Source organism: Frankia sp. RB5, assembly GCF_059816245.1.
Genome location: NZ_JCBATA010000015.1, coordinates 42,146 through 57,631, shown reverse-complemented (window position 1 = coordinate 57,631; position 15,486 = coordinate 42,146). Strand labels below are relative to the sequence as shown.

The following is a 15,486-nucleotide window of genomic DNA, read 5'->3' as shown; positions in this document are numbered from 1 at the left end:
TTGAGCTGTGGGAGCAGGGATCGTTATGACCGATTCGACGGACGCAAATGCGGTGGGTACCAACGCGCTTATCACCCTGTCGGACGTCTATGTCGCGGGACACTGGGTCCGGGTCGGCGATGAGCAGATGATCGACTTGGTGGACTCGAGCACGGAAGACGCGTTCGCTCGGGCCCCTCTCGCCGAGATCGAGGTGGCGGTTGCTGCCGCGCGGGCCGCGTTCGACTCCGGTCCGTGGCCGGCGATGTCACGCAAGAAGCGGATGGCGTCGGGTATCGGGCGTGAGCTCGGCCCGGAGCGCCTCGACCCGTATATCGAGGTTCGGGCGACCTTCCTGGACGGCGCGCCGCGTGTGGCGCTGGCTCCGAGCATGGCCTGAGATGACCACGACGTTTGACTACATCATCGTGGGCGGCGGCACCGCTGGCTGTGTGCTGGCCTACCGGCTCAGTGCCGATTCGGGTGCGTCGGTGCTGTTGTTGGAGGCCGGCGGTCATGACCGGTCGCCCAACATCCGAATTCCGGCGGGTACGCAGCGGCTTAGCCGCAAGTACGACTGGCAGTACCGTGCCGAGCCGGACGCGTCCCGCGGTGGCCATGTCGACACCTGGGCTGCGGGCAAGGTGCTCGGTGGCGGCAGCTCCATCAACGGGATGGTCTGGGTGCGGGGCGACCCGGCGGATTTCGACGAGTGGGCCAAGGCCGGCTGCGATGGCTGGTCGTATGCCAATGTGCTGCCTTACTTCAAACGCGCCGAGCATTTCCACGGCGTCGGCGACCCTGGCTACCGTGGGTCGCAGGGGCCGCAGTCGGTGAGCCCGATCCGGGTCGACCATCCTCTGACCACGTCGTTCATCGATGCCGCCGTCGAGGCCGGACATGCGTTGAACCCGGACTACAACGGGCAGACTCAACTCGGCGTCTCCCGGGGGCAGGCCAGCCAGCGCCGGGGCTGGCGGGCCAGCACGGCCCGGGCCTACCTGGCCCGAGCGGCGCGGAGGCGCAATCTCACCGTCCACACCAATGCCGTCGCCTCGCGTCTGCTGTTCGAGGGGACGCGGGCGGTCGGCGTCGAATACCTCCATCAGGGCGAGGTCAAGCGCGCGCACGCCAGCACGGAGGTGATCGTCAGCGCGGGCAGCATCGGCTCGCCGAAGCTGCTGATGCTCTCGGGTGTCGGGCCGGCCGGGCGGCTGACGGAGCTCGGCATCCCCGTGGTGGCCGACTCCCCACTGATGGGCGAGAACCTGCAGGAACACCCATATGCACACATGTTATATGGCGTCACCATGCGCACCCTGAATCGTGAGGTCACGCCGGCCGGAATGGTGAAGCACGGGCTGAATTTCGTCATCCGAGGCCGCGGAGCGGCGACGGCATCCCTGGGGCACGCGGTGGTTTTCGCCGGTAGCAAGGATCGCACCGAGATCGAGATCCTCTTCGGCCCGTTCGGCGTGAACTCCGGCAAGATAAAAAAAATGTCGACAGCGCTACCCGACAGTGCGGAACTGAGCGAGTACGAGAAGTTCCAGGCCGTGCTCGCGTCCTCCGCGGCCTATGACCACGACGTGCACGACATGCAGCTGCTGCGCACGTCCAGCGTGATCGTCATCCCGTCGGTCACGCATCCCAAGGGACGCGGCCGCGTCGGACTGCGCTCGGCCAACCCCGCCGACCCGCCGACGATCCACCACGAGCTGATCGGCCATCCCGACGACCTGCAGGGCCTCGTCAACGCCTGCCTGACCGCCCGGGAGATCTTCACCCAGCCCAGCCTGAGCAAATACGTCACCAGCGAGGAACTACCAGGAGCGGTCGCCCAATCCGAGGACGACCTGCGCCAGTGGCTGCGCAAGTTCGCACACCGCGGCTCGCACGCCGCCGGGACCGTACACATGAGCTCCAACCCGACCGCGCCACTCGACCCCACCCTGCGCGTACGCGGAGTGGAGAACCTACGCGTCGTGGATGCCTCGGTCATGCCGACGCTGACGAGCGGGAACACGAACGCCCCGACCATCATGATCGCCGAGAAAGGCGCCGATCTGATCCTCGGCCGCTAAGAAGTAAGACCGCTCTAGGCCGGCGGCGGACCGCATCCTCGGAATCATACCGGTGTCGAGGACATCCAGTGAGCAAGGAGAGATTCATGGGAGCCGCAGGAGATGTCGTACGGAAGTTCTGCGCCGCGTTCGCGAGTCTGGACGCCAGCAATCTCCGGCCCTTCCTGACACCGGAGACCGTCTTCGAGAACGTCCCGCTGACCGGGCAGTTCCACCGGGCCGTCGGCGTCAACGAGATCGTCTCTCGGATGCAGTCGAAGCTGAGCATCTGCGTGGAGACCGACTTCAAGATCCTTTCTCTGATCGAGGACGGCGGCGTGGTCTTTGCCGAGCGCAGCGACTACTTCCGCTTCCCAGCAGGAACCTTCCCCACAATCGACGCTCACGAGTGGTTGGTCTGCTCGAGATGGGACGTGGCCGACGGCAAGATCGCCCTATGGCGCGACTATTACGACGTGACGAGCAGCCTGAGCGCGCTGGGCGTGTCCTGGCAGGAGTACCGGACATACCTCGAGCGCGCCCGGGCGGCTCTGGCGTAGTTCGCGATAGACCTCGAGGGGCAGTCCAGAGCGGCCAGCGGCTGGCCAAACGAACGAGGCGAGCTCGTACTCGGTCGCGGCCGGACCTCTGGCTCGGTCTGCATGGGGATTCGTCAACGGGATTGCGAACAGCCTGCAATGCGATGGGAGGGTTCGGCGCATTCCGTTTCGCGACATCCTCTTCGGACAAGTGGCAGGCAGCGCGTGATCGAGCGAGAGTCGGCATTCATCGACGGGAGTGGCGCGAGGCGGACGGGGCGGACCTCGAGACCATTGACTTCGACGACCGAGCTGCCATTCGGGCGGATGCGCCTGTCCACGGCCAACCAGGCGGGCGAGGCCGTCCAGGCTGCGGCACGGGCCCTGCCGTACTGGAGCGGGCCCACATCGTTCTCGGCCGTGCCAACTGGAACTACTTCGTCGTGTCAGATCAGCGACGGCCCCGTCCGACGCGCATATCAGGCAGGCGCTCCTCACGATGGCCGAGCAGGGGCGGGTGACCCTGGTCGACGAGGACATGACGATAGCGCCGGGCGTACGCCTGGTCCGCGGTCCCGGGCACACGCCCGGTACTCACTCTTTGAACTCCAGGATTCCGCCCATCATGAATCCGCGCTCTGCCGATCGTCGCCGGATTCCACTGGCAGCGCCGCGCGAAGGTCCGCCTTACGGATCTTCCCCGCGGCTGTCCGGGGGATCTCGTCGAGGTATTCGAACCTGGTGGGCAGCCACCAGCTCGGATACTCGGGGGCAAGATGGTCCCGCAGCTCACGCGCGGTCGGGTGCGCGCCGGGCCTGGTCACGACGCACGCGAGCGGACGCTCCCCCCAGCGTGCGTCCGGAATCGCGATGACCGCCGCGTCGACGACCGCGGGATGCGTGCACAGGGAGGCCTCCAGCGCGATCGAGCTGATCCACTCCCCACCGGACTTGATGAGGTCCTTGGCCCGGTCGACGATCTGGATGAATCCGTGCGGATCGATCGTGACGATGTCACCGGTCAGCAGCCAGCCGTCCGCCGTGAAGGAATCCGCGCCGCGCTCGTGCAGGTACCCGCCGGTGACCGACGCGCCGCGCACCTCCAGCTCCCCCGCCGTCCGGCCGTCCCAGGGCACCAGGCCGGCGTCGTTGCGTGCCCGCACATCCAGGAAGGGAATCGGGCGGCCCTGCTTCGCCCGCTGCGCCCACCGTTCGTCGGCGCTCGCGCCGTCAAAGGCGCTGGTGAGCACCGCCATGGAGCCCATCGGGCTCATCTCGGTCATCCCGAAGCCCTGGACCACCGGAATGCCATGGCACTCCTCGAGGCGGCGCATAACGCTCGGGGCGACGGGGGCCCCGCCGAACCGCAGGATCCGCAGGCTCGACGTGTCGTAACGGCCGGGCTCCGCGTCGAGGAGCTGGAGGACGCCCTCCCACACCGTGGACACTCCACCGGTGTGCGTCACGCCGTGGCGCTCGATGAGCGTCAACAGGTTGCCGGGTGACAGGTCCCGGTGTGGCAGCACCAGCGTCGCGCCCGCGAGCGCGGCGGCGTACGGATGCCCCCAGGCGTTGGCGTGGAACATCGGCACCACGACCAGAATCGTGTCGGACTCGCGAATACCGTGAAGATCCACGGCCATCAGAGCGAGAGACTGGATCGCGAGCGCCCGGTGCGAATAAACAACCCCCTTGGGATTACCCGTGGTGCCACTTGTGTAACAGAGCGTGCATGCCTGCCGCTCGTCGATACGCGGCGGATCGGTCCCCTCGTCCACCGCTTCCGCGAGCAGGTCTTCGTACCCGACCGCCCACGCGGGCAGCCGGTCGCCCACGACGATGACGTGATCCAGCGGTGCGAGTTCGCGCGCCTCCTCGGCCAGGTCCAGGAGCGTCTCGTCGACGATGAGGACTCGGCTGCCCGCGTCGTTGAGGATGAACGCGACGTCGCGGGCGCTCAACCTCGTGTTGACCGTGTGCAGCACCGCCCCGACCAGGGGCACGCCGAAGTACGCCTCGAGATGCTCGATGGAGTTCCAGCACAGCGTCGCCACCGGCTCGCCCTGGCGCACCCCCAGCGCCGTCAGCGCCGCCCCGAGACGCCGCGCCCGCGACAGCGTCTCGGCCCAGGTCGACCGCCTGGCCTGCCCGTCGGCGCCATATCCCACGATGGCTCGACTTCCCGCCAACGACTCGGCGCGCCGCGCGATCGCGTCAATGCCGAGTTGATAGTCCATCGTCAGGCCGTCCACGACCCACGCCCCTCGCGCATCACGTGCCCGTGCCGTGCCGCCTGGCCACGAGCCGCACGGCCGCGCTCCTGGCCAAAGCCGCCACGCCCCCGGGTGGCAAGGGGTAACGCCGTCACCAGACGCTCTTCCCGCCGTCGACCACGATGACCTGTCCGGTTACGTAGTCCGACGCGGCTGACGCCAGGAAGAGCACCGCGCCCTTGATGTCGTCCGCTCCGCCGTAGCGGCGGAGCGGTACGCCGTCGAGGATCTGCTCGCCGGCCTTGTCCAGGGTGTAGCTAGACATCGCGGTCGGGAACCAGCCAGGGGCCACCGCGTTGACGTTGACCCCGCGACCGCCCCACTGACAGGCCAGGTCACGGGTGAGCGCGACCACCCCGCCCTTCGACGCCGAATAGGCGGCCGCCTGCCGAATCGACGGCGGGGCGCCGCGCAGCGCCGCCACCGAGGCGACATTCACGATCTTGCCGCCGCCGCGCTCCAGCATCACGCGTCCCGCGGCCTGCGTTACCAGGAAGGTGCCGGTCAGATTGACGTCGATGACCTTCCGCCAGCCGGCGAGCGGCTGCTCCTCGGCCGGGGCACCCCATGTCGCCCCGGCGTTGTTGACGAGGATGTCGATGCCGCCGAAGCGCTCGACGACCGTGGCGATCAGGCCGGTCACGTCGTCGGGATCGGCGACGTTGCAGCTCAGCCCCAGGGACTTGACGCCCAGATCGGCGATCTGAGACGCGGTCTGCTCGCAGCGCGCGCCGTCGCGCGCGCAGACGACGATGTTCGCGCCGGCTTCGGCCAGCGCCGTCGCCATGTGCGTCCCGATTCCCGTGGCGCCGCCGGTGACGACCGCCGTTCGACCTGAAAGATCAAACAGCCGCATGACGCCGCGGACTCTCGTCATTTCAGGCCCTTCTCATTGTTGCCCGCGCTCGCTCTGCCACGCTCCGCTGAGCACTCGGCCCGCTCGTAGCCCCGGGAAGTGGCAGCCGACCGCGAGACCTCCGTTCTGATCAAGTTCGCGGAGATATGCCTCGCGAGTACGCTTGGCCGCGACCGGGTCGACGTCGCTGGAGGCCGCCCAGTCCGTGTCGGTCAGCTGCGCCGGGCAATAGATCGCGTCACCGAACAGGATCGCCCGGTCGCCGTCGGCCTCCAGCACGTAGAGCGAGTGCCCGGGCGTGTGACCGGGACCGCCGACCAGCCGGACGCCGGGCGCGATGGTGACGTCCTCGTCCACCAGGGTCACCCGCCCCTGCTCGGCCATCGTGACGAGCGCCTGCCGGACATGTGCGGCGGATGCCTTCAGCCGGTCGGACACGACGAAGTAGTCCCAGTCGGCGCGGCCGAGGACGACCTGCGCGTTCCGGAACAGGGGCTCGCCATGCTGATCGGCGATCCATCCGGTGTGGTCGGCGTGTAGGTGGCTAAGCGCCACCACGTCGATGTCGTCGAACGAGAAGCCGAAATGGCGCAGGTGCGCCGGCAGCTGGCCACCGATCATCGCGCCCGAGCCTCCGATGCGCGGACCGTATCCTGCGTCGATCAGCACGTTCTTCTCACCTGGCCACAGGAAACAGCCGATCGGCATCCGGGCCGGTGAGATCCCGCTGGCCACCAAATCGTCGTGCAACGCCGTCGGGTTGTCGGGCGTCCCGAGAAAGCGGGGAACAGTCTCCAGCGAGAAGAACCCGTCCGACATCCCGAGAAGCGTCCGCGTGCCCACCGGGAGCCGCATCGTGGCGAGCGTCGTGAACGGGTCGCCGCCGAGCGGATGGTGGGCGAGCGGCTGCGGATGCGCGTGCTGGCCGACGTGGTCCGACTCGCTGGAGTCCCCGTCGCGCGCGTCGCCGGCGTGTCGGTTCACGCCGCGCCCACCAGCCGAGCACTCCCTGGGCTACTCAAGTGCGATCTGGATGTTCTTGTGGTGTACGAACTCCTCGATGCCGGCACGTCCGCCCTCCCGGCCGAATCCGCTAGCCTTCGTCCCCCCGAACGGCGCGCTGGCACTCATCTGGGGGAACGCGTTCACGCTGATGTAGCCGGCGTCCAGCCGGTCGGCGACCCGATGGGCCCGGATCAGGTCCCGCGTGTGCACGTAGCCGGCCAGGCCATAGCTCGAATCGTTGGCCAGCGCGACGGCTTCGTCCTCGGTGGCGAACGGGGTCACGGCCAGCACCGGGCCGAAGACCTCCTCGCGCGCCAGGCGGCTGTCGTTCGCCACGTCCGCGAACACGGTGGGCGCCACGAAGTTGCCGGCGGGCAGCCTGTCGGCCACGGCATCGGCGCCGGCGACCACACGGGCCGTCTGCCTCGCCTCGTCGACATACGTCCCGATCCGACGCACCGCGGCCGCGCTGATCACCGGGCCCATGACCGTCTCCGGGTCCAGCGGGTCGCCCATCCGCGCCCCTTCGGCGACCGCCTTGACCCGGCCGATGACGTCCTCGTACACGGATTCCTGCACAAGCAGGCGCGTCGGGAACAGGCAGCCCTGACCCGCCCCCAGCACGGTGCTCATCAACGCCGCCATCTGGCTTGCCCGGTCGAGATCGGCGTCCTCGAACACAAGATTGGCCGACTTCCCGCCCAGCTCCAGGCAGACTGGAGTGAGTGACTCTGCGGCCAGGCCCATCACCTTCCGGGCGGTGCCCGGCCCGCCGGTGAAGGACACCTTGGCCACGTCGGGGTGTCTGATGATGGCCTTGGCGGTATCCGCGTCACCAGTAATGATGTTGACAACGCCGTCCGGGATGCCCGCCTCGGTGAGGAGCTGGGCGAAACGCATGAGGGCGAACGGTCCGAGCTCGGGAGACTTGAGCACGACCGTGTTGCCCGCGGCAAGTGCCGGCGCGAGCTTCATCGCCGCATTGATGACAGGTCCGTTCCAGGTCACCAACGCCCCGATGACGCCATACGGCTCGTACCTGACGTAGTCCAGCGCCTCTCGTGGATACGTCGCGACCAGCTCACCGGCGAACTTGTCGCACCATCCGGCGTAGTACTCGAAGTAGTCGATCGCCTGCGCGAGACGGCTCGTGGCCAGGGGCGTTCCGGTCTCGAGCGCGCTGATCTGCTTGAGCTCGGACTCGTGCTCACGAAGAGTGGCGGCGACCTGGCCGAGGATCGCCCGGCGTCGGTCCGCGGGTGACCGCCGCCACGCCGGAAACGCCAGCCGCGCCGCGCGAACCGCCCGATCGACCTCGGGCGACCCGGCCACGGGAAACTCGGCGAGCTTCTGCCCGGTCGTCGGATCGACGCGTTCGAGGGTTCCACCCGCGCCGGTCGAGACTACCTCGCCACCGATGTAGAGGCCGATGTCCGGAAGCACCTTCACGGCGAGCGCACTGTGGTCCTCGACGTTCCTCACCGCTCTGCCTCCTTTTGTTTGCGGAAAGCGCGCGAATCTATGACCGGCCGCTAACCCATCGTCAGAACTTCAGCACGCCGTCCTCGACGACCAGCTCACCGTCGATGCGGATGGTGACGTTCGGAACGAGACCGTCCAGATGAAGGTCACAGACCACGTTGCCGCCGTAGCCATTCGCGCTGTCGCCCATCGCGATGTGTGCCGTGCCGCGCCGCTTCTTGGCTTCGGTGATGTCGTCCACCAACCGAGCTCCGGGGTTGATCCCGATACCGAGCTCGCCGATGTTGAGGGCGTTGGGGACACCCTCGATGATGCGGCGCAGGTGTTCGGCTTCCACCCCGCCCTTGATCTCAGCGACCTCGCCCTTGCTCACGGTCCACAGGATCGGCTCGGCCACTCCCCCGACGTCGGTCATGGCCACCTCGACGACCACCTGGCCCTCGGCCGTGCCCTCAACCGGCGGCAGGGACACCTCCCCGCCCGGCCAGGCCATCGTCTCGCAGGGGTTCTCCGCGATTCCGGACAGCCATCCGACCGCCTTGCGGTCCGCGATCGACATGGTGATGTCGGTACCGTTCGGCGCGGTCACGCGCGCCGTCGACCCCTCGGTGAGGATCTTGCGTAGCTTCGCGGCCGGCTGCCGAAGCTCGATGAAGTCGTACTGCATAGCGCCGTCCGACCAGCCCGACTCATGGGGTGGCGAGTTCAGCGCTCCCCGGACCCCGGCCTCCTGGGCCAACGGCTTGAGACTCGAGTGGTAAGGCGACCTGCTGCATGCGCTGATGACGACGTTCGCCGCCACCACGGCGTCAAGCACGGACTTCGGCAAGTCCTCACCGCTGGTGCGCCGCGGAGCGATGGTGATGACGATCGGCTCGGCGCCCGCCGCCAGGGTCGCCTCACTGAGCGCGATCGGGATCGACGGCGAGGTGACGGTGTCCACGAGGATGACCACCTGCTCCCCAGGCGTGACCGCCAGGTATTTCTGAATCGCTCGCCGGGCTACCGCGCCGATGCGTTCCTGCGGTGTCATCCTGTTCCTCCGCGCTTCTTTTGCATCCTGCATTCAGGACGTAGGTCTACCGCTGGCTGTCGGTCGAGCCCGGCAGTCGTCCGCGTTGGTGCGGACGGCGACTCAGATCTCCAGGGTCAGTGACTCGGTGGCTGCCCGTGACACGCAGATCATCATGACCTGGTTGCCGGCTCGCTCGTCGTCCTCCAGCACCGAATCGTGGTGCTCGGCCACGCCGGCGACGATCCGGGTCTCACACGTGCCGCAGATGCCCTCTTCGCACGAGGTGAGGACCTCGACACCGGCATCCTCCAGCGCCTCGACGATGGTCTTGTCGGCAGGCACCTGGATCGTGACACCGGATGTCCGGGCGATGAGCTGAAACGGACGGCGCCGCGTCGGATCAGCGAGCGCGTCGGGGTTCGCGCTGAACCGCTCGACGTGCAGGGCGATGTCCGCCCGCGCCGCGCAGACCTCCTCGAGCCGGTTGAGCAGACCGGTCGGTCCACAGGCATAGATCGACGTGCCGGCGGGGCTCTCAGCGACGATCCTCTCGAGGTCGAGCTGGCCGAAGACGTCCTCGGGCTGCAGGCGCACCTGCTCCCCGTAACGCGCGAGCTCGTCGACGAACGACATACGTTCGGCCGCGCGGCCGCCGTAGACGAGTCGCCATGGCTTGCCCGCACTGTGCGCGGCCGCGACCATCGGCAACAGCGGCGTGATCCCGATGCCGCCCGCGACGAAGACGTACTCGTCCGCGGGGCGCAGCTCGAAGTGGTTGCGCGGGCCCCGGACCGCCACGGGAAGCCCGGCGCGCGCCGTGTCGTGGACGAGCTGCGAGCCGCCCCTGCCGTTCGGCTCTCTGAGCACCGCGATCCGCCACCGGCTCAGGTCGGCGGGGTCGCCGCACAGCGAGTACTGGCGGACGAAGGAGCCGATCTCGACGTCGATGTGTGCGCCAGGGCTCCACGCGGGCAGCTCGTGCCCGGACGGATCGACGAGCGTCAGCGCGATCACGTCGGTCGCCACGGCCCGGACCTCGGCGATCTCGAGGGTGAGCTCCCGCTCGCCTCCGGACGCCGGGTCGACCGCGACGGACACCGACGTGCCGACGGCGTCGGCGGTTGAGTCAGCAAGCATGGTTGCTCTCCTGAGGGCAGTGCGGTCGATCAGTTACCCGTACGCTGGTGCAATGCCGTGAGCGGTGGAACTCGGGACCTCGGGGAGGTCGACGGCGAGCCGTCGCTCCGGCTCGCGGCAGGGGACACGACATCGGCGAGTCACCGGAGGCTCGGACCGGCGACTCCAGGAAGCGCCGTGCCCGTGCCAAGCCGAGCACCTCCAGAGCGGGAATCACGGCTCGGAGGCAGCCGTGTACGTCCAGAACTCCGCCGACGTCGCGACGCGACAGGATGAGCGCAACGCGTCGATCGTCTGGGCGTGCACCTGCGGCGTCAGGTCGACGCAGCAGTCCTCCAGCACGCTCACCCGGTAGCCGAGCGCCAGGCCCTCCTCCGCCGTGGCCCGGACGACGTACTGCGTCGCGATGCCGACCAGGACGATCTCCTCGACCCCGGCACGCTCCAGTTCGGCCTGGAGCTGACCGCCGGCGAAGGCACCGATGCCGTCCTTCAGGGCGAGGGGCTCGCCCGGGCCCGGCACTCCGATCAACGGGTCCGGCGAGGCGTCCCGCTCGGCCGCGTCGCGTCCGGACATCAGGCGGATGAAGTCGGGGCTGGGCAGCACCCACACCACCGTGTCGGCCGCCGAGCGCGCCGCGGCCAGCGCGTGCCGCAGCGGCTCGACCACGTCATCGAGGACCGACGGTGGCGAGATCAGCTGCCCGAAGGAGCCGTCCGGCCGCGTGGTCTGGCTACTCAGATCGAGCATGAGCAGCGCCCTGGATCTGGCCACCGTCAGTCGTCCTCCACGTGAGTGCCTGCGTCGTTCCCAGCCGCCCGGTCAGAACCGGAACAGGTCGCGGGCGTTCAGCTCGACGATGCGGTGCACATCGTCATCCGGTATGTCGGTCACGGCCTCCGCGAGGAACTTGCGGCTGTTCGGCCACTCCGAGTCGTTGTGCGGGTAGTCGGACTCCCACATCAGCTTGTCGAGGCCGATCGCATGCCGGTTCTCGATCGCGGTGCGGTCGCTGATGAAGCAGGTCCAGAAGTGGCGGCGGAACAGGTCGCTCGGGGAGATGCTGCGATCCACTCCGACGCGCGTCCTGGCCCAGGTGTAGTCCATGCGCTCGAGCAGGTAGGGCACCCAGCCCGACCCGCCCTCGGACAGCGCGATGCGCACCTGCGGGTACCGATGCAGCAGGCCGGAGAAGGTGAGGTCAGCGAGCGAGGCCATCGAGTTCAGCCCGCACAGCGAGATGGGGACGGCGTCGGAGTGCGCCTCGCTCTCCGGCGACGGGGTCGTCAGTTTGCCGGACGTGCCGACGTGCATGCACAACACCAGTCCGGTCTCGGCCGCCGCCTCGAACACGGGGTTCCAGTAGTCCGTCCAGAAGGACGGCAGGCCGAGCGGGGAGGGTGTCTCGATCATGGTCACCGCGCGAGCGCCCTTGGCCGCGCACCTGCGCATCTCCGCGGCCGCCGCCACCGGGTCCCACAACTGGATGCAGATCATCGGGATGAACCGATCCGGCGCGGCGGCGCACCACTCATCGATCATCCAGTCGTTGTAGGCCTGGATGCACAGGGAGGCCAGGACCGGGTCCTTGTGGTTGAGGAACCGCGTGCCGGCGAAGCGGGGGAAGGTGGGAAAGACGAGCTGCGCCCACACACCGTCCTCGTCCATCGCACGTAGTCGCGCGTGGACGTCGTACGCACCGGGCACCATGTCGTCGTAGTGGCGCGCGTAGAGATCCTCACCGGTTCCGTCGGTGCGGAAGATCCGGGTCGCCGGGCTGCCCAGCAGGTTGATGCTGTAGAGGTTGTCCTCGTATCGCCAGGCCTGCGTGTGGCCCGGCTGGTCGACGATTGTCGGACCCGCCTCGCGGTACGCGGCAGGAAGCCGGTCAACCCAGACCCCGGGTGGCTCGACGACGTGGTCATCGACCGAGATCAGTTTGAAGTCATCTCGCAACACAGGAACGCTCCTCCTCGTGACAACGCCCGAGCGCCCGGAATTCGGGTATGTCAGATCTCGTCGTCCAGGTCGATGTCCAGTACAAGTGTCTGATATGCCTTGCCGTGGGGGTCCAGGGTGAGCCCGAGACCGACGCCGCCGCGCAGCGCGCGGGTCATCACGAAGTTGACCACGTGGATATTCGGGTACTCGTACCGGGTGATCTCACCCTGCACGAGAGGCCCAAAGCGCTTCTTGATCCGGTCGATGGTCAGATGTGTCCGGAGATACTCCCAGTCATCGGCATCGTAGGGCCAGACCGCGACGTTGCTGGTGTCCGTCTTGTCGCCAGAACGAGCCATGGCGATGTCGTAGACCCTCGTCGACATCTTTTCATCCTTCGCTGATCGCCGGTTCAGTCAACGCTCCGTGGTACGAGCGAGGCTCCAGAAATTCCCGATACCCGAACTCGCCGTACTCACGGCCCAGTCCGGACATCTTCAGGCCGCCGGACGGGGCGCCCGCGCCGCCGCCCGCGCCGTTCACGGTGATGGATCCGACCTGGACACGTCGAGCGAGCTCGACGCAACGATCATGATCGGCACCCCAGACCGCACCGTTCAGGCCGTACTGGGTGTCGTTGGCCAGCTCGACGGCGTGATCGTCGTCGTCGGCCTCCATCACGACGAGGACCGGGCCGAAGATCTCCTCCTGGGCGAGCCGCGACGTGGGGTCGACCGAAGAGAAGATCGTCGGCGTGACGTAGTACCCGGTCTCGTGGCCGGCGGGCGGTTCGCTACCGCCGACGAGCAGGTTGAGCCCACTGGAGATGCCGAGCTCGATGTAGCTTCGCACCCGGTCGCGCTGGGTCGCGGACACCAGCGGGCCGACCTCGGTCGCCGGGTCGAACGGGTCTCCGACCGGAAACCTCGACAGACCCTCCAGCAGCTCGCGCTCGACGTCCGCCCGGCGCGTCCGCGGAACGATGAGCCTGGTGACCGCCCCGCACGCCTGCCCCGAGTTGTGCAGGTACCGCTCCAGCGCATGCTCGACGGCGGCGGACACGACCTGCGGGGTGGCGTCGGCGAGGATGACCGACGCGCCCTTTCCGCCCAGTTCCAGGACGGTCTTCTTCATGCCTCGGGCCGCCAGCTCGGCGACACGTACTCCGGCGCGGGTGGACCCGGTCAGGCTCACGACCGCCACGTCGGGATGCGTCGTCAGAGTCTCGCCGATCTCCGGTCCGGTTCCGGACACCAGGTTGAAGACACCGGAGGGCAGGCCCGCCTCCCGCGTCGCCTCGGCCAGCACATAGGCGTCCAGCGGGGCGATCTCGCTCGGCTTGACGACCACCGTGCATCCGGCGGCCATCGCGTACGCCACCTTCTTGGCGATCTGGTTGAGCGGGAAGTTCCAGGGCGTGATGCACGCGACCACGCCGGCCGGCTCGAAGCGCACTACGGTCCGATCGAAGCGCTGCTCGTGGTGGAATGCGCGTGCGGTGTCGGCGGCGAGCCGGAACAGGCGGATCGGCAGGCCCACCTGCAGGGTGCGGCACAGCCCGGACGGAGTGCCGACCTCCCGTGTGATGATCTCGCGAAGTTCGTCCGATCGCAGAGCGAGCTGGTGCGAGATCGCTTCGAGATACCCGGCGCGCCGGTCGACACCCAACGCCGCCCACGACGGCAGAGCCTGTGCCGCGGCCTGCACGGCCTCGTCCGCCTGCTTGGCCGTGGACAGGCGCACCCGTCCGAAGGGCAGCTCGGTGGTCGAGTCGACGACCTCGACGTCCGCGCCGTCGGCCTCGTGCCACTCCCCGCCGATGAATGCTGAATCTCGCTCGATCACGCGCCGCCTGCCATCACTCGTCCGACGGGAATGTCCCGAAACGGAATGCCCCTGTCGGCCGCGGGCTCGCGCGGCAGTCCCAGGATCCGTTCGGCCACGATCGTGCGCTGGATCTCGTCTGTCCCCCCGGCGATGCTCGTCGACGGAGAGGCCAGGTAAGCACCCGCGACGGTCCGGCCAAGGCTGTCGTCGGGTCGATACGCGATCGACCGGTTACCCAGCAGGTCCATCCGCGCCACAGCCACCCGTTTCTGCAGCTGTGTGTTCACCAGCTTCGCGACCGAGCCCTCGGACCCCGGCGCGACGCCACGCTCGCGCGCGGCGCGCACTCTTGCCTGCAACTGCTGTAGCACCAGGTCAAGGGTGTACAGATCGACCAGCTCATGGCGAAGGCAGGGGTCCTCGACCGGACCGAGAAGCTTGACCAGGCTCAGCAAGGGCGCGACCACGCTCGAATTGCCCTGTCGCCCTCCGGAGACCGCCACCCGCTCGTTGGACAAGGTGGTTCGCGCGACCGTCCATCCTTCGTTCTCCGCGCCGACGAGGGCCGTCGGCGGCAGCGGGACGTCGGTCAGGAAGACCTCGTTGAAGTTCGTACCGCCATCCATCTGCCGCAGTGGCCGCACCTCGACGCCCGGTGCATCCATCGGAACGATGAACATCGACAGGCCCTGATGCTTGGGCACGTCGAAGTTCGTGCGAGCCAGCATGAGTCCGAACTGCGCATGGTGCGCGACCGACGACCACACCTTCTGGCCGTTGACGATCCAGCCGTCCTCGCACCGTTCGACGCGGGTCCGCACTGCCGCGATGTCAGAGCCGGCGGCGGGTTCGGAAAACAGCTGACACCAGATCTCCTCGCCTCGCAGCATCGGCGGGATATAGCGAGTGCGTTGCCATTCGGTGCCGTGGGCGAGGATCGTCGGCCCACACATTCCGAGCCCGATCCCGACCACTCGGGAGGTCACCTCGAACTCGGCCGCGACCGCGCTGAAGATCTGCTGGTGGCGCGCCCCAAGGCCCTGGCCGCCATACCGGGTGGGCCAGGTCAGCCCCGCCAGACGGGCGTCGAACAGCGCGGCCTGGAACTCCTTGACCGCGCGGACGAGCTCGGGCCCGGACTCGTGGACGCCGCCCATCACGACACCGTCCGAGTCCGGGGCGACGGCACGCCGCGTCGCGTGACGTTCCAGGAACGAGCGCACCCGGGCCTCGAACTGCTCCAGAGTCTCGTCGCTAGCCTGCGCCTGCGGCTCCACTACTGCGTTTACTTGCTCGGCTGCGGCTGACACGTCATCACCATACCAGAATCCTGGATCCAGCACTGCCTCATCGCGCACCCACCTCCGAG

The 15,486-nt window shown here is 68.2% G+C and carries 14 protein-coding genes; 3 read left to right on the top strand and 11 right to left on the bottom strand.

All coding sequences use genetic code 11. From position 1 onward, the window contains the following. Positions 1-25 precede the first annotated feature (25 nt). The 3 genes from AC6EXY_RS10145 (at position 26) to AC6EXY_RS10135 (ending at position 2,602) form a co-directional block, all read left to right on the top strand. Complete coding sequence (locus AC6EXY_RS10145) at positions 26-379, top strand: hypothetical protein (RefSeq protein WP_499817289.1); 354 nt, start codon at positions 26-28, stop codon at positions 377-379. After that, a complete protein-coding gene (locus tag AC6EXY_RS10140; protein ID WP_499842329.1) occupies positions 351-2,063 on the top strand; it encodes a GMC family oxidoreductase in 1,713 nt (570 codons plus the stop codon). The genes AC6EXY_RS10145 and AC6EXY_RS10140 overlap by 29 nt, the downstream gene beginning before the upstream one ends. A gap of 86 nt (positions 2,064-2,149) precedes the next feature. Next, entirely contained in the window at positions 2,150-2,602 is a 453-nt protein-coding gene (locus AC6EXY_RS10135; protein ID WP_133150517.1) for a limonene-1,2-epoxide hydrolase family protein, read from the top strand. 602 nt (positions 2,603-3,204) lie between these two features. On the opposite strand, the gene AC6EXY_RS10130 is transcribed toward AC6EXY_RS10135, so the two are convergent. The 11 genes from AC6EXY_RS10130 to AC6EXY_RS10080 form a co-directional block, all read right to left on the bottom strand. Next, on the bottom strand, positions 3,205-4,833 hold the full coding sequence (locus AC6EXY_RS10130) for a long-chain-fatty-acid--CoA ligase (RefSeq protein ID WP_207770081.1): 1,629 nt from the start codon (positions 4,831-4,833) through the stop codon (positions 3,205-3,207). A gap of 112 nt (positions 4,834-4,945) precedes the next feature. Next, positions 4,946-5,710 (bottom strand): SDR family oxidoreductase, encoded by a 765-nt coding sequence (locus AC6EXY_RS10125; protein ID WP_243407040.1) that lies wholly within the window; start codon positions 5,708-5,710, stop codon positions 4,946-4,948. Positions 5,711-5,743: 33 nt separating this feature from the next. Beyond that, positions 5,744-6,694, bottom strand: a complete 951-nt coding sequence (locus AC6EXY_RS10120) for an MBL fold metallo-hydrolase (RefSeq protein ID WP_101829493.1) — start codon at positions 6,692-6,694, stop codon at positions 5,744-5,746. Between the two features lie 30 nt (positions 6,695-6,724). After that, on the bottom strand, positions 6,725-8,197 hold the full coding sequence (locus AC6EXY_RS10115; protein WP_207770080.1) for an aldehyde dehydrogenase family protein: 1,473 nt from the start codon (positions 8,195-8,197) through the stop codon (positions 6,725-6,727). A 61-nt stretch (positions 8,198-8,258) separates the two neighbouring features. After that, the gene (locus tag AC6EXY_RS10110; protein ID WP_499817290.1) at positions 8,259-9,230 is read right to left on the bottom strand and encodes an aminopeptidase; all 972 of its coding nucleotides are present in this window, start codon (positions 9,228-9,230) and stop codon (positions 8,259-8,261) included. A gap of 102 nt (positions 9,231-9,332) precedes the next feature. Next, entirely contained in the window at positions 9,333-10,349 is a 1,017-nt protein-coding gene (locus AC6EXY_RS10105) for a PDR/VanB family oxidoreductase (RefSeq protein ID WP_101829491.1), read from the bottom strand. Between the two features lie 213 nt (positions 10,350-10,562). Further along, complete coding sequence (locus AC6EXY_RS10100; RefSeq protein WP_133150516.1) at positions 10,563-11,123, bottom strand: cysteine hydrolase family protein; 561 nt, start codon at positions 11,121-11,123, stop codon at positions 10,563-10,565. A gap of 48 nt (positions 11,124-11,171) precedes the next feature. Then, positions 11,172-12,308 carry an amidohydrolase family protein gene (locus AC6EXY_RS10095; RefSeq protein WP_207770079.1) on the bottom strand — a complete coding sequence of 379 codons (1,137 nt, stop codon included), beginning with the start codon at positions 12,306-12,308 and terminating at the stop codon, positions 11,172-11,174. A gap of 50 nt (positions 12,309-12,358) precedes the next feature. Further along, complete coding sequence (locus tag AC6EXY_RS10090) at positions 12,359-12,676, bottom strand: AtuA-related protein (protein ID WP_101829488.1); 318 nt, start codon at positions 12,674-12,676, stop codon at positions 12,359-12,361. A 4-nt stretch (positions 12,677-12,680) separates the two neighbouring features. Beyond that, the gene (locus AC6EXY_RS10085) at positions 12,681-14,135 is read right to left on the bottom strand and encodes an aldehyde dehydrogenase family protein (RefSeq protein ID WP_101829487.1); all 1,455 of its coding nucleotides are present in this window, start codon (positions 14,133-14,135) and stop codon (positions 12,681-12,683) included. Beyond that, positions 14,132-15,475, bottom strand: a complete 1,344-nt coding sequence (locus AC6EXY_RS10080; RefSeq protein ID WP_499817291.1) for an acyl-CoA dehydrogenase family protein — start codon at positions 15,473-15,475, stop codon at positions 14,132-14,134. The genes AC6EXY_RS10085 and AC6EXY_RS10080 overlap by 4 nt, the downstream gene beginning before the upstream one ends. Positions 15,476-15,486 lie beyond the last annotated feature (11 nt).